Raw genomic sequence first — 20398 nt, forward strand, 5'->3', positions numbered from 1 at the left:
GCGTGATGATTCTCCTTTGGTGGTGCGATACCCCAATAAATTGCAACTAAAAATTTATGCAATTCATGATCGCTGCAATTGGTGCGCTTAATTAATCTAAAAAGTGTAAACTATCAGATATTCAATTTTTGATTGTGCCGATATGGGCTTCATCCGTCTCTTTGGCTGAGTCAATCTAATCAATTAACCTTTTGTTAAGATCTGCAATTCAGCTTCGTAGGTGCGTCTCAGAAAGAGGCGATGTCCAGAACGGACAAAACGTATCCTAGAAAGGGAATTGCAATGTCTGACGTTACTCTTACGGCCGCCGTACGCTCCAACCTGAGCACTCTGCAGTCTACATCCAACCTGATTTCTCAGACCCAGGAACGCCTCTCAACAGGCTTCAAGGTGAACTCAGCGCTGGATAACCCAAACTCCTTCTTCACTGCTGAAAGCCTGAACAACCGCGCTGGTGACCTGTCCAACCTGCAGGACGACATCGGTCAGGGTGTTTCCACGCTGGAAGCTGCTGACAACGGTATCAGTGCGATCTCGGATTTGATTGACGCTGCGAAGGCGAAAGCCAACCAGGCTCTGCAGACCGACAACGCAAATGAGCGCGCAACCTACGAGAAGCAGTTCAACGAACTGCGTACTCAGATTCAGGACATCGCTAAGGACTCCGGTTACAAAGGTAAGAACCTTCTTGCTGGTACCGGCAACGACCTTGAAGTGAAGTTCAACGAAGATGGTTCCTCCAAGCTGAACATTGGCGCTGTTGACTTTACAGATCTCACCAGCGGTGATCTGACAGTTGGTGAAGTGACCGAGTCCGTAAAGGGTTCTGCTGCTGCTCTGACTGTGACTGGTGCAACTGATGGCAACACCACGCTTGCATCTCTCGGCGCATTTGAAGATACCGATACGCTCGCGATCGACGTTGATGGTACGACCTCTACGCTGACCATTGATGCCACAACCACCGTGGATGACCTAGTTGGTTTCCTTGATGACAACCTGGACTCTACCGTCACCTACGATGGAACTACAGGTATCTCCGTTGCGGCTGGCTATGAAAACTTCAGCTTCACCTACACCAACAACGGTGGTGGCGGTGCTGATGGTGCCGGTGTTGCGGATCAGTCCGTAGCTGATGCGACCGCTGGTACCTTCCAGTCTGACTCCAGCATCAACTCTGCAGTTGACGAACTGACTGCTGCTTCAAGCACGCTGCGTGCACAGGCTTCTACTTTCGGTACGAACCTGTCCATCGTTGAAAACCGTCAGGACTTCACTGCTGACCTGATCAAGACCCTTGAAGTGGGCGCTGGTAAGCTGACCCTTGCTGACATGAACAAGGAAGGTGCGAACCTTTCTGCGCTTCAGACCCAGCAGCAGCTTGCAACCTCCACTCTGTCTCTGGCAGCTCAGGCAAGCCAGTCTGTTCTCCAGCTTATCCGATAAGCTCGAGACGACATCTTCTGATAGAGAAAAAGCGCGCCTCAACGAGGTGCGCTTTTTTTATGTTTCAGTTCTTATGGCAAAAAGAAAACGGGCATTGAGCCCGTTTCTCTTGTTCGCTGGTCAGGTGTTAGGCTGCGGCCTGAATGGCAGTTCGGAGTGGGTCCGTCTGCTGTGGCGCTGCGCGCTGCGCATTCTGAGCGTCAACGGCTGCTTCTACAGAGGCCTCCTCCTGAACTTCAGGGGAGGTGTCTTCAGAAGAAGTGCCAAGTGAAGGCACTGTGGCCGCCTCAATCTCTGGTGCTTTTTCTTGTTCCTGAAGAGTAATCAGCTGATCAATGAAAGTAGTGATCCTGCGGGCGGTCTCTGTTGGGATCTCAAAGATCACTTCGCCGCTTGGCTCTTGCTTCAGGGTGTAAGTGAATTCACGAATCTCTTCGTCGTAGCCGCGTTCACGGACAAGGCGCTTTTCTACCTGCTCGGTTGCGCCCGAGCGGGAATCAGAGGCATAGCTCTTGTCAGTTGCGGTATCGGATTCTCCACCGGCTTCCGTAGCGGTTACAGTCAGTCCCGCGTCCAGTTCCGTCCCGACGGCGTCCTGATCCGCACGCGGCGCCGTAGACGGAGCCGCAAGCGCGTACTGGAAGGCCGTTGGCCTTTGGTTAATTGCTTCGATCATTTGCAGCACTCCAGAAAATTACTTGGGGAAATAATACACTAAACTTGGGATAAAGCCAAGAATTATTGAAAGCTGCTTTTACTAAATTTTTAACGAATTAGTAACCTTAAGTATAGTTGGGAATACTGGTCTAAAGTGACTGATTAACTGACAAACCTTTAGCGGTTTTATTTGGTCGTGAAGCTGTCGCATTGGAGCCGTAGGTCTGCGGTTGCAGTTGGGAACCCACTGCTTTTGCTACGGTTTCAACAATCTGGTCGCTCACAGAGCGTGCTGTGGCGACCACTGTGAGGTTCTGTTGCAGGAGAGGGCGCAGGCGTCCGTGACGTTCACGCATCTCCTGGATGGCTTCTGGGGCCAGGTTGCCGAGGGCGATGGCGTTGGCGCTAGCGGCCCGAATCCCGCTCATGTAGCTCTCGATCGCGTCAGTCTTGCGGGGGGTCAGGTCGGGCAGCTGAGAGAGCTCGCCGCGCTTGAGCATCTGCGTTTCTTCGTCAATGACTTCCACAAGGGTGTTGAGGGCTTCGTCAAAGCGAGAGCAGAACTCCTCGGCCTGTTCGCGGGTCGTAATGGCTTTGGCGTCAAACATAAACGGTACTTTATCGTTGGTATCTGTCATTTAGATCTCTTGCAGCTCAAGCAGTTGCTTGGTGATGGAGTCGGCAAGTCCGATGCCGCCGTTTGCCGCCATGCTGGCTGCGTATTCATTGATCATCATGGATTTCCATGCATCGGCCCCCGGGCCGTTGCCAAACGTGCCGCCAGACTCTACGCCGTTGAACATGGTTTGCATGAGCTGGTTCAGATAGACGGCTTCGAAATCCTGCGCTTTCTTGCGGATTGCGTCTTCTTGTGTGGTGCCTGCCGGGGCGCTGCTGTAGGCGCCAGCCGGGTTTGCGGCGACGGTGTTGATCAAGCTCATTACAGCACCTCGATTTCTGCCTGAAGGGCGCCGGACGCTTTGATCGCCTGCAGGATTGAGATCAGGTCCCGAGGTCCGATGCCAAGCGCGTTCAGTCCGTCCACCAGCTCCTGCAGGGTGATGGTTTCGTCGACCAGGGCCAGTTGGCTCTGGTCCTCGGTCACTTGTAGGTCTGTGCGTGGCTGAACGGCCGTCTGGCCATTGGCAAATGGGTTTGGTTGAACCACTTCAGGGCTTTCCGAGATGGTGACTGTCAGGTTGCCCTGTGCCACTGCAACGGTAGAGACCTTTACCTGCTGCCCCATCACGATGATGCCGGAGCTTTCATCAATAACGATCTTTGCAGGTAGGTCTGGTTCCACCAGCAGCTGCTCCACGTCAGTCAGCAGGTCAACAATGTTGCCATTGAAGTTGCTGGGCAGCGTCAACTGCACGGTGCCCGGATCCAGCGGCTCTGCGGTTGGAAGGCCGATCAGTTCGTTCACGGCAATGGCAATGCGGCGGGCGGTGGTCAGGTCCGGGTTGCGCAGCGCAATGCGGACGGCGCGCATGGTTGCCAGTTTGAACTCTACCTCACGTTCCACGAGCGCGCCATTGGCGATGCGGCCAGCGGTTGGGACGCCGCGGGTAATCGAAGCGGCATCGCCTTGCGCCTGAAATCCCGCAATTGCGACCGGCCCCTGCGCGATGGCATAGGCCTCGCCATCCGCACCCATCAACGGGGTAACGAGTAGCGTGCCGCCTTGAAGGCTGCTTGAATCGCCAAGCGCGCTAACCGACACATCAATTCGGGTGCCCTGGGTCGCGAACGGAGGCAGGTTGGCGGTCACCATTACGGCAGCCACGTTGTCCGTGTTCAGATCAACTTCATTGGTGTTAACGCCCAGACGTTCCAGCATGGCCTGCAGGCTTTGCCGGGTGAAGGGGGCGTTGTTAAGGGAGTCGCCAGTGCCTTGGAGGCCGACCACGAGGCCGTATCCGATCAGTTGGTTGTCTCGAATGCCTTCAAAATCCGCAATATCCTTGATGCGCGACGCGCCATGGGCAGGCGCAAGGGTCACGATCATGGCTAGGATCAACAGAATGCGTCGCATCGGGTCCGGTGCTCTTTCCAATTGGCTTTTGCTGGAGCATGCTGCTCCGGAAACGTCTCGGTCACTCATTAGCGAAAAGCGTGCCAAACTGAGAGTAGCGGTTTTGCTCGGGAATCTGCGCCTTATGCCCATTGCAGGTGAATGGGGTGGATAACGATTGCCGGGTTCCAAAAAGTCAGGAGGCAAGAGTTGCCCAGTTGGCGTGTTCGCGTCACCTTAGGGCCAACTAATGAATCTGACTGGTGCATTTGAGAGGAAATGACTGTGCTCATTCGTACGACACCTGTCTCCGGCCTCTCTGCGACTGCCGGAGTTAAGAAGACAAAGAACGATCCGAAAAAGTCCTCCAATTCGTTTTCCGTCGAAAAGGGGGGCAGTGAGGCGCAGTCTGCGCAATCCTCAGCTCATTCCAGCGGCATTCAGAATGTGGACGCGCTCTTGATGCTTCAGCAGGTCGATGACCCGATGACCGGGAAGCGAAAGGCCATGAAGCATGGTCTCGATCTGCTTGATGAACTGGATCTTTTGAAGATTGATTTGCTGCAGGGGCGTGTCTCGCCAGAGCGGCTTGAGAAAATTGTCTCCCAGCTGTCAAACCGTGTAAAAAGTGGCGATGCTGGTCTTGATCAAATAGTCGAAGATATTGAGCTGCGAGCAAGAATCGAGCTGGCTAAACTTGGTCGATTTCCAGAGTAATTCACTGCAAAATCAATAATGTACATGTGGATATCACGTTGGGGTACAGCCTAATCCTACGTACATTTAGGAGATTAGAACAATTCTCCGTTATCTGGCGTTGTCGTTTTCATTAGACGCCGCTATATTCCAGCCGCCCATACAGGTAGCCGGAGTTGCAAATGGCGGTTGATATCGCAGTTGACTATCGTCCCACCGAGGACGAGGAGTTCATGAACGAGCGCCAGGTCGAGTACTTCCGTCGGAAGTTGCTGGCTTGGAAGGATGACATCCTTAAGGAAAGTATGGAGACTCTCAACAATCTGCAGGAAGAAAGTCAGAACCATCCGGATTTGGCGGATCGGGCTTCCTCAGAGACGGATCGCTCCATCGAGCTTCGCGCACGTGATCGTCAGCGCAAGCTGATCTCAAAGATCGATGCCGCTTTGGCTCGTATTGAAGATGGGTCCTACGGGTATTGTGAAGAGACCGGAGAGCCGATCTCCGTTCGTCGCTTGGATGCTCGCCCAATCGCGACCCTATCCATTGAGGCGCAGGAAGCGCATGAACGCCGCGAGAAAATTTATCGCGACGACTGATAGATAATTACAGTTTGTACTTCGGCAGATGGCTGGGTGGGTCAAAAAGATCTCAACCGCATCTGCCTTTTTCTTTGGCCTGCAGCTCCGCCAAAGAGATTCTCCTCCTGCGATATGTTGGGTGAGGGCTAGTGCCCTAAAAAAGAACGGGCACGGTGTGCTGGGGAGCAAAACACCGTACCCGTCGGCCGTTTTGGGCTGGGGAGCCTTACGGCGAAACTTATGGCTAGAACGGCAGGACGATATCCAAAACCTGACTGCCATAGCGTGGTTGTTGAACCGCGCTGATCTGTCCGCGGCCGCCGTATCCTATACGGGCCTCCGCGATCTTCTTTGAATCAATGGTGTTGTTGGACTGAATGTCCTGCGGGCGCGCCACGCCTGCCACGATCAGTTCACGAACTTCGTAGTTCACGCGCACTTCCTGACGCCCTTCGATCACCAGATTGCCGTTTGGCAGAACTTGCGTAACGACGGCGGCAACGGTGGTCTTCAGCTCTTCCTTGCGGTCTATGGAGCCGGAGCCGTTGAAGTTTGCGCTGCTGTCAACCGAGGCGAGGGCTGAGGAGGTGGTGCTTGCAGGAAGGGCCAGCGTATCGATTGCTGTGCCCAATGCACCGCCTGCGCCCACATTCGAGGTGTCGCTTCTGGAATGCTGCGAGGAGTTGTCGAACTCCGCCTCATCTTCGATGGTCACGACCACGGTCACGATGTCGCCAACCCGTTTTGCGCGCTGATCCTGAAAGAAGGCACGGTTGCCTGAGCGCCACAGTGAATTGGCATTGTAGTGCTCCGGCTCAGGTGTTGGCATCGGCATCTGCACCGGGCGGTATCCCGGCGTCGTGCGTGGGTCCTGAATGGCGGTAAGCGGTGGTTCCTTGCCGACCTGGGACAGTCTGTCTGCGGCGGTGCAGCCTGCTGTCATGGCGGCAATCAGGGTAAGGGTTACGATCTTTGCGCCGGTCTTCATGGGCGGGCCTCATTCAGGCTCGCAACGGATTGGCCGAGGTTGGAAACGTGGGCACGGCCAGAGCCGGTCACGGTGCCAAGGACAACCTTGTTGGAACGCATGTTCTTGATTTCAATAATGTCTCCCATTGCGCCATCTGCATTTGCGCGGCCAATGGTGGTGAGTTGCATGCCGGGGATGGCGTAGGTGACCATGATGTTCTCACCGCGCTTGACCAGAAGCGGGGCGGTAATGTCGTTCTCGGTCAGGATCGTACCTGCACGCAGCGAGCGGCGGGCAGCCTGACCAACGGCTTGCGTTGCATCAAGGGCGGCGCGGCGGGTCATGCGCTGTGCGGGTACCCGTTCAATGCGCAGATCGTTGCTGCTGATGATGTCGCCCCGTTTTACTCGGCGGGCCAGTGTGGTCACTTCCACCATGATGTTGGCCTGGCCATCCAGAGCGAAAGTCTGGGCGCGGCCATCGCGCACCACTGAGAACGTGGCGCGGAACTGGCCGTTTGACTGGGCCCAGTTTAGGTGGGTCAACGAAATTGGGTTGGCAACGCCTGCATCGCCATGAATGCCCGCTGGTAGTGGGGTGTTCCACCGCAGCTCGATGTCGTTGTCGTTTCCCAGAAGGCGATCGGCCATTTTGCCCTTCACCAGCTTGGAGATCATGGCACCTGTCATTTCAACGGAAGCGCGGTGCACTGTCACGACTTCAAGGCCATTTGTTGCGGCTTCCCAGAAGCCAGCGTCCTGGGCCTGACGCGCGATCAGTCTTGCTGGAACTTCACCGGTCTTGCCATGGTCAGGTGCCCTGAAGATTGCCGTTTGGGCGAACTCTCCAGCGTCCTCATAAAAGTCGCCGATTGTCACGATCGGGCCATTCACGATCACGTGGGAGCGCAACACGGGCGCAGCCGCCGCGATGGTCGTCAGCCCCAAAAGAAGTGAGAAAGCAAGGATCAGACTGCGGGTCATGAAGTCAGTCTCTATCTCATGTTCGTGGTGGTTGAGTACATCTGATCTGCGGCCTGAACGATTTTGGAATTCATTTCGTAGGCGCGCTGAGCGGCGATAAGGTCGGAAAGCTCGCGAACGGCATCCACGTTGGAAGCTTCAAGGAAGCCCTGCTTAACGCCGCCCATACCATCCGATTCCGGGGTTCCTGTCTGAGGGGCGCCGCTTGCTTCCGTTTCAAGGAACAGGTTGTCGCCAATTGCTTCAAGGCCTGCCTTGTTGACGAAGCGCGCGAGTTCGATCTGCCCCAGCTCCACAACCTGACCCTGCTCACTCATGGCCTGAACAAGGCCCTGATTGTTGATCGTGATGTCGCGGGAGCCGTCCGGAATGGTGATGCCCGGCAGGACCGGGTGGCCATCATTGGTTACGAGCTGACCGGTTTGGGAGCGGGCGAAGGAGCCGTCGCGGGTGTAGGCAGTGGTGCCGTCTGGGCGTTCAATCTGGAAGAAGCCTTCGCCGCGAATGGCCAGATCCAGCTCCTTGCCGGTACTGTTGGCGGTGCCTTGAGACATGATGCGGCTGGTGGCAACGGTTTGTACGCCGGAGCCAATCTGCACGCCGTTCGGCACAATGGTGCCGGCATCAGAAGTCTGCGTGCCCATGCGGCGCTGGTTTTCGTAGAGAAGATCCTGAAAATCCGCGCGCTGGCGCTTGTAGCCGGTGGTGCGCATGTTGGCCACATTGTTGGAGATCACCTCAACGTTGAGCTCCTGTGCCTTCATGCCTGTTGCTGCGATATAAAGTGCTTTCATGGGTGTCGTCCTTTACGTCGCGGCTACGATACGCGGCCGAGTTCGCGGATGGCGCGTTCTTGCAGGTCATCGCGCTGAGAAATGATGCGCGAGACTGATGCGTAGTTGCGGGTCACTTCGATCATGCGGGTAATCTCGACGACGCCCTCAATGTTGGACATCTCCAGAAAGCCCTGCTGCACCTCGATGTTCTCCATGGGAATCGGGTTCTCGCCGGCGTAGGTGTTCTGCCCGCGCAGCGTCAACTCCTGCGGGTTTTCGAAGTTCACCATGTTCAGTCGGCCGAGAATCCCTTGATTGTTGGAGAGGGTGCCGTCCTTGGCGATTGAAAGCGGGCCATCTTCGGAATTGATCTCAATTGGGCCGCCATCCACCAGTACAGGGTATCCTTGCTGCGTCTGAAGGATGCCATCCGGGCCAACGGCAAAATTTCCCGCCCGGGTATAAAGTTCCTCTGTCGGCCCCTGAACAACCAGAAAACCGTCGCCTTGAATTGCAACGTCAAGTGGATTGCCCGTTTCGCGCAGAGCGCCCTGTGCGAAGTTGGTCGCGTCGCCGTAATCGTTTGTGTAAGACAGCGGATGGTCTGGCCGCTGAAAGGCCGTCGCTTCTGCTTTTGGCATAAGGTATTCTTCAAAAAGCAGATTTTGCCCTTTGAAGCCTGCCGTATTGATGTTCGCCAGATTGTTTGCAATGACGTCCAATTGACGTCGCAAGCCAAGCTGACGCGACAACCCTATAAGTTGTGCGTTTTCCATGTTCGTCGTCCTTGCTCCCCAGCAAGCTAACCCGGCCGGGCTAGCGGTTAACCATATGCAGGGACCGTGCCAACTCACAATGCGGCCACAGACTCGCCGTTTTTCTGGGAATTGCGGGATTTCGTTAGATCCTTTCACATAGGACCCAGCAATAATGAGCTACTAAAAAATGCCAGTGGGCAAAACTTGCCTAGATGGCTTTGTTAACCATCTGTTAACCATTTGGGCTGTTTAACCTATTGTTAAGACTTAAGTTAAAATCCCTCACTGTATTTGGGCGGGTCGAGAGATGACTGATGCACAGGCTCCTGAAACAGAAGAAACGCAGGAACCAGAGCGCAAATCTAAGAAAAAGCTGCTGATTGCAGTTTTTGGCGGTGTGGTTCTTCTTTCCGCACTGGGCGGTCTTGGTGTGTATATGGGGCTTCTCGATAGCCTGACGGACTCTGCCGATCCGAATGCGCCCAAGCAGGCGCAGCAGAAGTCTGTCGTGTTTTATGACCTGCCGGAAATGACGGTTAATCTTGCGACGGATGATCGCCGCACGTTTTTGAAGGTCCGAATTGCTCTCGAGGTCGAGAGTTATTCCGTGGTCAGCGATATCGAGCCGTACTTACCGCGGATCATGGATGCCTTCCAGATCTATCTGCGGGAGCTGCGTCCGGCTGATCTTGAAGGGTCAGCAGGGCTGTTTCGTCTCAAGGAACAGCTTCTGCGTCGCATTAACCTCGCCGTTTATCCTGCCAAGGTGGATGGCGTTCTGTTCAAAGAGATTTTGATTCAATAGGGGAGGCATTGCATGGCAGCAGGTTCCAATGCCGCACCGGGGGCCGCCGGGGGACAGGATTGGGATGCGTCCACCGCCACGGTGGATGAGGACATCTCTGATGATGATGAAGATCTTGCCGCTGCCTGGGGTGCTGCCCTCCAGGAGCAGGGCGCGGCGAATGCTGAGGATGTAGCGGCCCAATGGGCGGCCATGATCGAGGACAGCGAGCCGGAGCTGGATTCAGCAACGCGCGGGGCTGATCGTATCCTCAATCAGGAGGAAATCGACAACCTTCTCGGCTTCAGTCTCGACGAAACCATCACGGGCGACAACACGGGCATACGGGCGCTGATCAACTCGGCGATGGTGTCCTATGAACGTTTGCCCATGCTGGAAATCGTGTTTGACCGCCTTGTGCGTTTGACCACGACTTCCCTGCGCAACTTTACCTCGGACAACGTGGAAGTTTCGCTGGATTCCATCACTTCCGTTCGCTTCGGTGACTATCTCAATTCCATTCCGCTGCCCGCAATCCTTGGTGTATTCAAGGCAAGGGAGTGGGATGGCTTTGGTATGGTGACGGTGGAATCCTCGCTGATCTATTCCATTATTGACGTGCTGCTGGGCGGTGGTCGCGGCATGAGCCCCTTGCGCGTTGAGGGGCGCCCATACACGACTATTGAAACCAATCTTGTGCGCCGGATGATTGAGATCATCCTTGTGGATGCGGAGCAGGCGTTTGCGCCGCTCTCTCCGGTGCAACTGCCATTGGAGCGGTTGGAGACCAATCCGCGTTTTGCCGCAATCTCCAGACCAGCTAACGCTGCCATTCTTGTTGAGCTGCGCATCGACATGGAAGATCGCGGCGGCAAGGTCGAGATCATGTTGCCTTATGCAACGCTGGAGCCGATCCGTGATCTGCTGCTCCAGATGTTCATGGGCGAAAAGTTTGGCCGTGACCCTATCTGGGAAGGTCACTTGGCCTCTGAAGTCTTCAGCGCCGAGGTCAATGTGGATGCGGTGCTTTATGAAAACAGCATTCCCTTGCAGCGGGTGCTGAACTTGGAAGTTGGGCAAACATTGCTCTTCGATGTGGGTCCAAAGGATCCAGTTACTGTCAAATGCGGAGGGGTACCGCTGACACAGGGGGTAATGGGCCGCGTTGGCGACAACGTGTCCATTGAGATCGCAAGCAAACTGCGCCAACCAAAAATGACATTGGCAGCGTTTGAGCGGTCCATGCAGAACAAATCGGAAGGGATCTGAGGATGGCTATCGGGATGATCATTGAAATTGTAGTCGCTGTCCTGTTGGTGGTCACCATCGGCTATTGCTTCACGCTGAACCAGCGTTTGAAGCGCCTGCGTTCCGATGAGGCCTCCTTGCGTGCGACCATTTCAGAGCTGATCACCGCCACCGAGATTGCCGAGCGGGCCATCCTGGGTCTCAAGTCTACTGCGGGCAACGCGGACAAGACACTTGGTGAGCGTCTGGGGGAAGCGGAGGCGTTGTCACGCCGTCTTTCCAGCCAAATCGGCGTTGGTGCAGATGTTCTGGACCGTGTAGGGCAGGTGGCGGATGCCGCCGTTGCCGGTCAGCCAACCTCGAACGTGAACAGCTATGAGGCTGCTGCAGCGGCCGCAGAAGAAGTGGCAGCTCGCGTGGCTGCACATGCTGAGTACACTCATGCACAAATGCCTGCGCAGCCAGCCGCTCCGGCTCAAATGGCTCAGCCCGCTGTTCAGCAGCCAGCGCCTGCACAGCCCGCGCCGCAAGAGCCGCGCCACAGCCGGGTGAAGGACATCTTCAAGGCAGCGGAGGCTTCCACCTCGCGGCTGGAACAATTCCGTCGTAGAGCACAGGGGTGAATGGCGTGAGATTAAGACTGCTTCCGATCGTCGTTTTTGCCATCAGTTCCCTGCTTGTCCTCAAGCTGGTGGGCTTTTTTCTGGATGGCCGCTACGACTTGAGCACAGTGCGTATGGCTGGAGCGCAGCAGTCTGTTCTCGATCCTTCGAGCGTTGATACAACGCCACCTCCCGGTATTGGTGAGCCGGGGGGCTCTGCTCTTGGTGGGTCCGTGTCAGAGCGTGCGGTTCTGTCCAGCCTTGGCGAACGCCGCAAGGAGCTGGAACAGCGCGAGGAAGAGCTGAACCTGCGTGAACAGATGCTTGCCGCTGCTGAAGCACGCGTTGAGAAGCGCATCGCCGAGCTGAAGCAAATTGAGGCCCGGATTGAAGCGAATGTCTCTGCTCAGTCAGAGAAAGAAGCGCAGGAGATCAAGGATCTCATCAAGATCTACGAGAGTATGAAAGCCAAAAGCGCAGCTCGCATTTTTGATCGGTTGGAGATGGATGTCCTGCTGAAGGTTGTTGCAGAAATGCAGCCCCGGAAGATGGCTGACATTCTGTCCAACATGAGCCCGGAAGCAGCAGAGCGCTTGACTGTGGCCATTGCCGTCGGCCGTCAGTCTGCAGTTGAGACGCCTCAGGCGCTTTTGCCCAAGATTCAAGGCAACTAACGGGCATCGTAAGGGTGCGTTAACAAGCAAATTGCTAGAAATACGCAATGCTGTATCAGGGGAATCGGGCGGTGTTGACGGGTTCTGGACCCTACGTGAAAAAGAGCTTGTCGATAGGGCGTGGTGCGTTTGCAGCCCGCATCGGATTTCTGCGTCTTGTTGCGTCCCTTTGGGTTGTATTTTCAAGCTTGTTTCTCGTCTCGGCTGATGCATTTGCGCAAGGGGAGACGGCAACAATAACGGCCAGCGCCGAAGAGGGCTTTGGGCGCATTGTCATTACCTTTCCCGATCGGACCCTTCTGCCAGACTATGATGCACTGGTTACAGCTGGTGTTTTACGCATTGCCTTTCCCAATGGCATCAATGCGGCTGTTGACGAAATTCCCGCAGAACTGAGTGATTACATTTCTGTTGCCCGCCGGGATCCTGATGGCGCAGCCCTGCGCTTCGCCCTCAAGCAGCCCGTGAATGTGAACAGCATGGAAGCGGGCGAAAAACTCTTTATCGACCTCTTGCCGCGGTCATGGCAGGGCCTTCCGCCCCCATTGCCAGAGGACGTGGTGGCGGATCTTGCCAAGCGGGCAGAAAAAGCTCTGCGCCGGTTGCGTGAGTTGGAGCGGGACCGCGAAGAGCAGATTGTTGAAGAGGCTCAGGTTGACCTGCGGGTTGGGGAGCACCCCACATTCACCCGCCTGGTGTTCGACTGGTCCGTTCCGTTTGACAGCGCTTTCGTGCGCCGTGCCGATCGGGTGGAAGTTCAGTTCGACCGGGAAGCCACCCTCGACCTTGCGCGTATGCTGATCAACCCGCCGCTCGGACTTTATGGTGCGCGCTCTGAAATTCGTGATGCTGGCCTGTTTGTCGAGTTAGCTATCGATCCGGCGTCAGATGTGCGGGCGTTTCGCGAGGGCTCGAGCTACGTGGTGGACGTGACGCCAACCGAGCTTCAGGAGCGCGCTGAGAAGAACAGCCTGCTGCGAGATGTTGATGAGGTCTATGCCGACCCGATTTTGCAACAGAGCGAAGGGGAAGACCGGGTGGTCGCGTTGGGCGTTCGTCCGGAAGAGCGTCCGAGTTTGATGCCGGTTTCTCCTCAGCCGCAGCCTGTGCCTGAAACGACGCCGACACCGACGCCTGCCGTTGCCCCTGCTGCTGGTCCGATGAACCTTACGCCGTCAGTGTTTCGGCCGCAGACCAATCCGGCACCGGCCCCAACACCAGTACCGGCACAGCAAACCGCCATGTCTGAAGCACTCGGGCAGGTGGATGACCCCATTGCCGCCGTTCTTGCGCAAGCGGATGAGGTGGCAATGGCCGCCAAGGCGTTTGGATTGAGTGAAGAGCCTCTCGTTTCCTTGAGCGCACCAGTACCTGAAGGGAGCGGCCCGACGCCGCAACGTCCTTTCATTGACGATGAGCCGCTGGAAGAAAAGCCGAACCATCCAAGCGCCAAGCCAGCGCGTGATCTGGAGCCTGTTGGTGAGCTAAATCCACGACCTGCTGGCGAGCTGACACCGAAGGGCAAGCCTTCTCCAGTGGCGGAGGAAAGCCCTTCAGAGGATGCCGTTCCGGAACAGGTGGACCCTGCACCTGCAGAACCTGAAACTGCTCCTCAAAAGGAACAGGTTTCTCAGGAAACCACCCCTGACCCCGGCACTGAACCTTCCTCGATTGCGGTGGAAGAACCTCAGCCTGCTGAGCCTGAAGCTGTTGAGCAAACCTCTGAGGCAGCGGAGGAAGCTGTTTCCCCGCCAACTGCTCAAGATGTTGACCAGCGTTCTGACAGCGCTGAAGAGGTTGCACCTCCGGCACAAGGCACGGCTCAGGAGACCTCTGCGGTGAACCTACCAACTGCACCCGCATCAGAGGCGCAGCCAACAGAGGCGGAAACCGAAACAGCAAAGGCTCCGGCATCACCGCTGCCACGCATCATTCCGATCAATCAGGATACTCCGGCACCAAAGCGCGATGAGGCACCTGCAGTACCTAATGCAGAGGAAGTTCCAGCCTACGCGCAGGAAGCAGCACCCCCGCTTGTCGCGGTAGAGGTGCGCCGTGTTGGAAACTCCGCTCAGGTTCACCTACCGTTTGGGTTTGAAGTTCCGGCGGCCATGTTCCGCCGTGGCCGTTTCCATTGGCTCATCTTCGACAGCAATGTGCCGATTGATGACAGAGCCCTGCGAGTAGCTCTTGATCCCTACATTCACGGCCTCTCTAACGAGGATCATGGGGATTATCAGGTCATTCGCATGCGGTTGAAGCGCTCCACACTGGCGAGCTTCAGTGCAGAAAAGGACCGCTGGGTCTTGTCTGTTGGTCCTTCTGTGACCGAACCAAGCGCCCCGCTGCAAGTCGAGCGGAATGTGCAAGGGGATGGCGAAGCGGTTCTGCGCGTTGCTGTTGGCCAAGGCGCAGCGCTTCACGAGATACGCGACCCGGATGTGGGCGATGTCATTTACGCCGTCACCGTGAAAGGACCGGCGCGGGGTCTGATCAAGCCGCACCGATACACTCAGCTCCAGTTCCTGCAGTCGTTGCAGGGGGTTGCGGTTACGCTTTATGCAGATGGTGTGAATGTTGAGGTCAGCGGCGAGGATGTGTTGATCACCCGCGATGATGGCCTTGCGGTTTCCAGCGAGGATTTGTGGCGCGCGCTCGATCGGGACACGCCGATCAAAGACCCGACCCAGCCCGGCCTGATCGAGTTCTCTAATTTTACCAAGCCGGATGTTAATCGTTATCGAGGCCAGTTAAGGGACTTTGAGGCCGCAGTGGCCCTGGCAGATCCGGAAGCAGTAAAGGGACCGCGCCTCGATATGGCGCGGTTTTACCTTGCCTACGGCTTTGCAGAGGAAGCGCTGGGTCTTCTTGAGCTTTCAAAGGATCAAGACCCAACGGTTGCCACAGATGCTACATTCAACGTGATGATGGGCGCAGCGCAAATGATGGCGCACCGTCCGCGCGCAGCGAAGGAGTATCTTGAGTCCCCCGAGTTGACGCGCAGCCCGGATGCCGCTGTTTGGAAAACCCTTGCGGATGTGTCCCTTGAAGATTGGCCCAGTTCTCTTCTCAATCTGGAGACAGCCGGGGATGTGATCGACAGCTATCCGGAAAGCATCCAGATCGATTTCAATCTCGCGGCGGCACAGGCGCACGTGGAGCTTGAGGATTTTGGCAGCGCAGCCGCCTATCTTGCCCAGATCGAACCTTCGGCAACCAACCGGGAGCAATCGGCTCTTTATGACTTGCTGCGCGGGCGCATCGCGGATGCCTCAGGGCGTACTCAGGAGGCCATCGAGGCCTTTGAGTATGTGATGGAGAACTTCGAGGGGCCGGAAGCGGCAGAGGCGCAGTACCGCAACATCGCCCTAAAATACCGCGATGGCTATTTGGGAGAGCAGGAAGCGATCGACGAGCTTGCCAATCTGTCGACGATCTGGCGCGGGGATGAAACGGAGTTGCGCACTCTTGATCTTCTTGCGGTGCTACAGGCCAAAGAGGGCGCCTATCGCGATGCTTTTGCGGCCATGCATCAGGCCATCCTGTCCGATCCGGATTCAGAGATCACCCGCAATCTTCAAATGCAGATGGGGGATGTCTTCACCGACTTGTTCCTGCGTGAAGGCGCGGACAAGCTGGACGCCATTGAGGCGCTTGCCATCTTCTACGACTTCCGGGAGCTGCTGCCAGTTGGTCGGGAAGGGGATCAGATGGTGCGCTACATGGCAGACCGCATGATTGACCTGGACCTTCTGGATCAAGCCGCGCGCGTTTTGCGCCATCAGATCGATCATCGTCTCAAGGGCGCTGCCAAGGCTCAGATTGCCGCTGACCTCAGTGTTGTTTACCTGCTGGACCGCCAGCCAGAGCAGGCTTTGCGTGTTCTGTCCCAGACCCGTCAGGCGCAGCTTCCCGCCACGTTGCAACGCCAACGCAATCTGGTAGAAGCGCGGGCGCTGACTGAAAGCGGGCGTCCGGATCTTGCTTTGGAACTGGTGCGCAACATGAGCGGTGTAGATGTGGACCGCTTGCGCGCCGATACCTTGTGGGCTGCTGAGAGCTGGCAAAAGGCTGCTGAGCAGATTGAAAAGATGCATGCTGGCCGCTGGGCGGATGCATTCCCACTGGATGAGCAGGAGCAGACCGACATTCTGCGCGCAGCTATTGGCTACTCGCTGTCCTCAGACAGTTTGGGGCTGGATCGTTTGCGCCAGAAATACTCCGAGAAGATGAGCAGCAGTCCGAATGCCGCAGCCTTCGAAGTGGTGACGCGCCCGGTTGATGAGCGCGGCGTTGAGTTTCTGGATGTGTCGCGCTCCATTGCTGCGACGGACAGTCTGGACGCGTTTTTGGATGAGTACCGCCGCCAGTACCTGACGGCAGGGGCCCTCAGCCCATCCCTTTCTGAGAACGCGGGAAGCTCCCTCTAGATCATCACACAACGACCAGCTCACTAAAAAGGCCCCGGATGTGAAGCATCGCGGGGCCTTTGTCGTCGTGAGGATGTCCTTTTTGAAGGTGGGCTATCCGACCCCGAAACTTCGCACCAGGCTTCCTGCGATCAACTGCCACCCGTCAACAAGAACGAAGAAGATCAGCTTGAAAGGCAGAGAGATCACGACCGGCGGAAGCATCATCATACCCATGGACATGAGAAGAGACGCGATAACCAGATCGATGATCAGGAATGGCAAATAGAGCAGGAACCCGATCTCGAAGGCGCGCCTCAGCTCGGAAATCATGAAGGCAGGCACCAGTACACGCAGGCTGATCTCCTCTGGCGTTTCAGGGGCAGGCAGGTTCGCCAGGTCTTGGAACAGCGCCAGATCCGACTCGCGCACCTGATTGCGCATGAACACATGAAATGGCTCCGAGGAACGTTCAAACGCCTCGTCCATCTCAATGGTGCCATCCATCAGGGGCACGACACCAGCGTCATAGGCCTGCTGAAACGTCGGCGCCATGATGAAGGCAGAGAGAAACAGAGCCAGCGCAATCATTACCGTGTTGGGCGGTGCAGTTTGCAGACCTAGTGCGGAGCGCAAAAGCGACAGCACCACCACAATACGGGTGAAGCTCGTCACCATCACCAGAATGCTTGGCGCAAGGGACAGGATGGTGAGCAGGGCAACGATTTGCACCGCACGCTCGGTGAGCGTGTTGTTGTCACCCAGATCAATGGTCAGTGATTGCGCCAGTGCGCCATCGGCAAAGCCGAGGACCACCGCCAGCACGAACGCCAGCGCGGCGAAGCTTCTCAAAAGCACAGAATTTTACCCGTTAACCCGCTTTAGACTGCTTGGAACCGCCTTCCAACTCATCGAGCAGTTCGGCCATGTCATCGTCCAACGCCATGAAGCCTTTATCGGCTTTCTTCTGGTCTTTTGTGTCGCCTTCTTTGTCAGTGGCCGCTTCGGCTGCCTTGGTGTCTTCAGCAGGCTTTGCCTCTTCAGAGGGTTTGGCGTCAGCGGTCTTGTCCTCGGCCTTTTCGGAGCTTGGTTCGTCTTTTGCAGCGTCCCTCACTTCAGGCTTGGCTTCTTCCGCCTTGTTAGCTGCTTCCGGCTTTCCTTCGGTCTTGTGCGCCTGCGCGTTGGCCTCAGGGGCTTTGTTCTCGGCCGCTTTGGTCTCTGACGTCTTGACGTTGTCCGCCGCCTTGGCGTCCGCTGGTGCCTCTGCGTTGTCGGTTAGGCTGCTGCCCAGCTCGGCTTCCAAGCCTTCTGCAACGGCGGCTGTGTCCGCTGGCGCTGGCACCGGCTTCGGCGTTGCCCGTGAGAAAGCGCGAATAGGTCCGTTGGTGGCATGCTGGCTTGGTTTCTCGCCAGTGGCCGGCCCGTTGCCAAAAACGGTCTTTGCGCGTGCAGCTGGACCAGACAGCGGCGGCGTGATGGTGCCGACATAGGTCGAGCGGGACCGTTCTGCTGGCTTGTCAGTGTTCGCAGCGCCGCTGTCCTTGGGGGCAGGCGTGCGCGCGGCGTAAGGCATTGGGCGCTGAGCAGGGTGCGGGCGCGCTGCGGGACGCACATGTGGCGCCGGTTTTGCCTCTACGGCTGTCGGGGCAGGTTGGGCTGGTGTTGTCTGCGCTTCCGGTGCCGCCTTCACTTCTGCAGGTTTTTCGGAGTCAGGAGCAACGGCAGGGGCGGGGGCAGGTGCAGCTTGCTCGGCAGGTTTGGAGGGCGCAACCGGTGCAGCCGGAGCCGCAGGGCGTGGGGTGGCCTGCGGGTTTGGCTGTTGAGGCGCGGCCGCTACTGGCGCAGCAGCAGGCGCTGTTGGTGTCGTGCGCGGCCGTTGTGCCGTGGCTGCTACATTTTGAACTGCGGCTTTTGCGGCGCCAAAAATGCGCTTTGGTGCCAGCTTGGCGACAGCAGACTCAGGGTCTGCGTGGTCAAGATGTGGAGGCTCATAGGGGGTGGTTGGTTTTTGCGGCTCAACGCGTTGCTGTCTTGCTTGCGGAGCGGGGGCAGTCTTGGCTTCAGAGGCTTGGCCCTGTACCTGCTGAACCTGCGGCGCGGCCCGAACGGGGCGCGGCTCTGCGTCTTTCAGTTCGGTTGCTTCTGGCAGCGGTGTTTCATCATATCCGGGTACCTGTGCTGGCAGGTAGCCGTTTGGTGCGCGATGGCGCTCAGGCGCGGCCTTGGCATGTGGGGCAGCGCGAACGATTGCCTGTTCCACCACAATATCCGTGTTGCCACCCACCAAAATGAGGTGTTCCACGTTGTCGCGTCGTACCAACAGAAGGCGGCGACGTGTGTCTACGTCCGCTGCATCCATGATGGCAATGCGCGGCTGCCTGTTGCGCCCGCCTTTGTAGGTCGTGCGGGCAAATCTCTTCAAGAGGGGAACGATGATTGCGATCAACGCCAGCACGGCGATCAACGCAATCACAACAGAAAATAACAGAGCTGTTTCCGGCGGAAGATTAAACGAGCTCGCCAGCCATTCTTTCATGATTTCCCCACTTCTTCGGAGTAGATGCGTGCAACTTTGCCTTTACCTGCTTATTGGCTGTGCCACACTCCGAATCCCTAATACCAATGAATTAGTGCCCTACATATCTTAAGATGGTCGGCAGATGAACTCTGCAGGCCGCCGACACGCGGGATTCTGACGCTGGACTCACAGGTACCTCTCGGTTTTCCTGTTTGAAACCCGTATAGGCAAATTATTCCCGTTGCTCACACTGTTGCATTTTGCCAGTTGTGGGCTCCCCAGGACAATGGCCGTTTTCTGCGACTACCTATTATTAATTGGTTAATATTAACTTTTTGTTAACCAATTGATAGGCAATTTTTACCTAATGTATTGCTGAGGGTATTCGAGACTTAAGGGGCACGCGGTCTAATGGCCATGTTTGATCTGCCGGTGTTTCAAGCACTGCGCCAAAAAATGCAGTGGCATCAAACACGTCAGGGCGTCTTGGCAGAGAACATCGCCAATGCGGACACACCCGGCTACCAAAGTCAGGACCTGAAGGATTTTAAGTTCAGATCAATGGTGCAAAACACTGTTTCTCCTTCGAGTCCAGTGCAGACCGATGATCAGCATATGACCCTGTCGGCGAGCAGCGGCTCGCCCAAGGCGCAGGACATATCAAGTTTCGAGCGCACACCGGACGGCAACTCGGTGGTGCTTGAGGAGCAGATGATGAAGGTTGCCCAGAACCAGATGGATTATCAGATGGCAACCAGCCTCTATTCCCGTGGTTTGGGCATTTTGAAGACGGCCATCAAGCGGTCGGCATAAGCTGCTTTTAGGACCAACGCGCGGGGAATGGCGCGAGAAAAGGGCAAATCGTGGATTTTCTGAAGTCAATGTTCATTGCGGCGTCGGGCTTGAAAGCTCAGACCGGGCGCATGCGGATCATCGCGGAAAACGTGGCGAACGCAGACTCCACGGCGCGTACGCCCGAGGGTGATCCGTACCGGCGCAAGATCCCGACGTTTCAAGCCAAGCTCGACCGCGAGATGGGCGTGAAGGTGGTGGAGCTTGGCAAGGTTCAGGAAGACAAGTCGGACTTCGAAACCCGCTTTGAACCGAGCCATCCGGCGGCTGACGTCAATGGCTATGTGAAGTTGCCCAACGTGAATACGCTGGTTGAAAGCGTCGATATGCGCGAAGCGCAGCGCTCTTACGAGGCCAACCTCAACGTGGTGCGGTCCACCCGAACCATGTTGCAGCGAACCATCGACATCCTCCGCGGTTAATTCTTGAA

General features: G+C 56.6%; 20 protein-coding genes. 10 read left to right on the forward strand and 10 right to left on the reverse strand.

Annotation, left to right across the window (positions count from 1 at the left end; genetic code table 11):
- Positions 1-282: 282 nt before the first annotated feature.
- Positions 283-1446 carry a flagellin gene (locus Q3Y58_RS11265; RefSeq protein WP_319622289.1) on the forward strand — a complete coding sequence of 388 codons (1164 nt, stop codon included), beginning with the start codon at positions 283-285 and terminating at the stop codon, positions 1444-1446.
- A 127-nt stretch (positions 1447-1573) separates the two neighbouring features.
- Here the strand turns inward: Q3Y58_RS11265 and Q3Y58_RS11270 are convergent, their stop codons facing one another.
- The 4 genes from Q3Y58_RS11270 to Q3Y58_RS11285 form a co-directional block, all read right to left on the reverse strand.
- Positions 1574-2122 carry a hypothetical protein gene (locus tag Q3Y58_RS11270; protein ID WP_319622290.1) on the reverse strand — a complete coding sequence of 183 codons (549 nt, stop codon included), beginning with the start codon at positions 2120-2122 and terminating at the stop codon, positions 1574-1576.
- 130 nt (positions 2123-2252) lie between these two features.
- Positions 2253-2741, reverse strand: coding sequence for a hypothetical protein (locus Q3Y58_RS11275; protein ID WP_274218595.1), 489 nt, complete (start codon positions 2739-2741; stop codon positions 2253-2255).
- Positions 2742-3044, reverse strand: coding sequence for a rod-binding protein (locus Q3Y58_RS11280; RefSeq protein WP_274218596.1), 303 nt, complete (start codon positions 3042-3044; stop codon positions 2742-2744).
- Positions 3044-4138 (reverse strand): flagellar basal body P-ring protein FlgI, encoded by a 1095-nt coding sequence (locus tag Q3Y58_RS11285; RefSeq protein ID WP_274218597.1) that lies wholly within the window; start codon positions 4136-4138, stop codon positions 3044-3046. The genes Q3Y58_RS11280 and Q3Y58_RS11285 overlap by 1 nt, the downstream gene beginning before the upstream one ends.
- A gap of 258 nt (positions 4139-4396) precedes the next feature.
- Here Q3Y58_RS11285 and Q3Y58_RS11290 point away from each other — a divergent pair, with 258 nt between their 5' ends.
- Positions 4397-4834, forward strand: coding sequence for a flagellar assembly protein FliX (locus Q3Y58_RS11290; protein WP_319622291.1), 438 nt, complete (start codon positions 4397-4399; stop codon positions 4832-4834).
- A 161-nt stretch (positions 4835-4995) separates the two neighbouring features.
- Positions 4996-5412 carry an RNA polymerase-binding protein DksA gene (gene dksA / locus Q3Y58_RS11295; protein WP_274218599.1) on the forward strand — a complete coding sequence of 139 codons (417 nt, stop codon included), beginning with the start codon at positions 4996-4998 and terminating at the stop codon, positions 5410-5412.
- Between the two features lie 226 nt (positions 5413-5638).
- On the opposite strand, the gene flgH is transcribed toward dksA, so the two are convergent.
- Genes flgH through flgF form a run of 4 tightly spaced genes read right to left on the reverse strand, consistent with a single transcriptional unit; the run spans position 5639 to position 8899 of the window.
- On the reverse strand, positions 5639-6382 hold the full coding sequence (gene flgH / locus Q3Y58_RS11300; protein WP_319622292.1) for a flagellar basal body L-ring protein FlgH: 744 nt from the start codon (positions 6380-6382) through the stop codon (positions 5639-5641).
- On the reverse strand, positions 6379-7347 hold the full coding sequence (gene flgA, locus Q3Y58_RS11305) for a flagellar basal body P-ring formation chaperone FlgA (RefSeq protein WP_319622293.1): 969 nt from the start codon (positions 7345-7347) through the stop codon (positions 6379-6381). Before flgA ends, flgH begins: the two co-directional genes overlap by 4 nt.
- Before the next feature lie 11 nt (positions 7348-7358).
- Entirely contained in the window at positions 7359-8141 is a 783-nt protein-coding gene (flgG, locus tag Q3Y58_RS11310; protein ID WP_274218602.1) for a flagellar basal-body rod protein FlgG, read from the reverse strand.
- Between the two features lie 23 nt (positions 8142-8164).
- Positions 8165-8899, reverse strand: a complete 735-nt coding sequence (gene flgF, locus Q3Y58_RS11315; protein WP_319622294.1) for a flagellar basal-body rod protein FlgF — start codon at positions 8897-8899, stop codon at positions 8165-8167.
- A 289-nt stretch (positions 8900-9188) separates the two neighbouring features.
- Between flgF and Q3Y58_RS11320 the strand changes: the two genes are divergently transcribed.
- The 5 genes from Q3Y58_RS11320 to Q3Y58_RS11340 are packed head-to-tail and all read left to right on the forward strand — an operon-like array spanning position 9189 to position 16619.
- A complete protein-coding gene (locus tag Q3Y58_RS11320; protein ID WP_274218604.1) occupies positions 9189-9686 on the forward strand; it encodes a flagellar basal body-associated FliL family protein in 498 nt (165 codons plus the stop codon).
- A gap of 12 nt (positions 9687-9698) precedes the next feature.
- Positions 9699-10934: a flagellar motor switch protein FliM gene (fliM, locus tag Q3Y58_RS11325; RefSeq protein WP_319622295.1), complete on the forward strand. Its 1236-nt coding sequence runs from the start codon at positions 9699-9701 to the stop codon at positions 10932-10934.
- 14 nt (positions 10935-10948) lie between these two features.
- Complete coding sequence (locus Q3Y58_RS11330; RefSeq protein ID WP_319622296.1) at positions 10949-11536, forward strand: DUF6468 domain-containing protein; 588 nt, start codon at positions 10949-10951, stop codon at positions 11534-11536.
- Between the two features lie 5 nt (positions 11537-11541).
- Complete coding sequence (locus Q3Y58_RS11335; RefSeq protein WP_319622297.1) at positions 11542-12189, forward strand: MotE family protein; 648 nt, start codon at positions 11542-11544, stop codon at positions 12187-12189.
- Between the two features lie 47 nt (positions 12190-12236).
- A complete protein-coding gene (locus Q3Y58_RS11340) occupies positions 12237-16619 on the forward strand; it encodes a hypothetical protein (RefSeq protein ID WP_319622298.1) in 4383 nt (1460 codons plus the stop codon).
- A 93-nt stretch (positions 16620-16712) separates the two neighbouring features.
- Here Q3Y58_RS11340 and fliP read toward each other — a convergent pair whose 3' ends face one another.
- Together fliP and Q3Y58_RS11350 are read right to left on the reverse strand one after the other, a co-directional pair.
- On the reverse strand, positions 16713-17450 hold the full coding sequence (gene fliP / locus Q3Y58_RS11345; RefSeq protein WP_413697813.1) for a flagellar type III secretion system pore protein FliP: 738 nt from the start codon (positions 17448-17450) through the stop codon (positions 16713-16715).
- A 19-nt stretch (positions 17451-17469) separates the two neighbouring features.
- On the reverse strand, positions 17470-19134 hold the full coding sequence (locus Q3Y58_RS11350; RefSeq protein WP_319622299.1) for a flagellar biosynthetic protein FliO: 1665 nt from the start codon (positions 19132-19134) through the stop codon (positions 17470-17472).
- Between the two features lie 393 nt (positions 19135-19527).
- Here Q3Y58_RS11350 and flgB point away from each other — a divergent pair, with 393 nt between their 5' ends.
- Together flgB and flgC are read left to right on the forward strand one after the other, a co-directional pair.
- Complete coding sequence (gene flgB / locus Q3Y58_RS11355) at positions 19528-19929, forward strand: flagellar basal body rod protein FlgB (RefSeq protein ID WP_274218610.1); 402 nt, start codon at positions 19528-19530, stop codon at positions 19927-19929.
- A 50-nt stretch (positions 19930-19979) separates the two neighbouring features.
- Positions 19980-20390: a flagellar basal body rod protein FlgC gene (flgC, locus tag Q3Y58_RS11360; RefSeq protein WP_274218611.1), complete on the forward strand. Its 411-nt coding sequence runs from the start codon at positions 19980-19982 to the stop codon at positions 20388-20390.
- Positions 20391-20398: the final 8 nt, after the last annotated feature.

This window comes from Nesiotobacter zosterae, from assembly GCF_033843645.1.
Lineage (GTDB): Bacteria > Pseudomonadota > Alphaproteobacteria > Rhizobiales > Stappiaceae > Pseudovibrio > Pseudovibrio zosterae.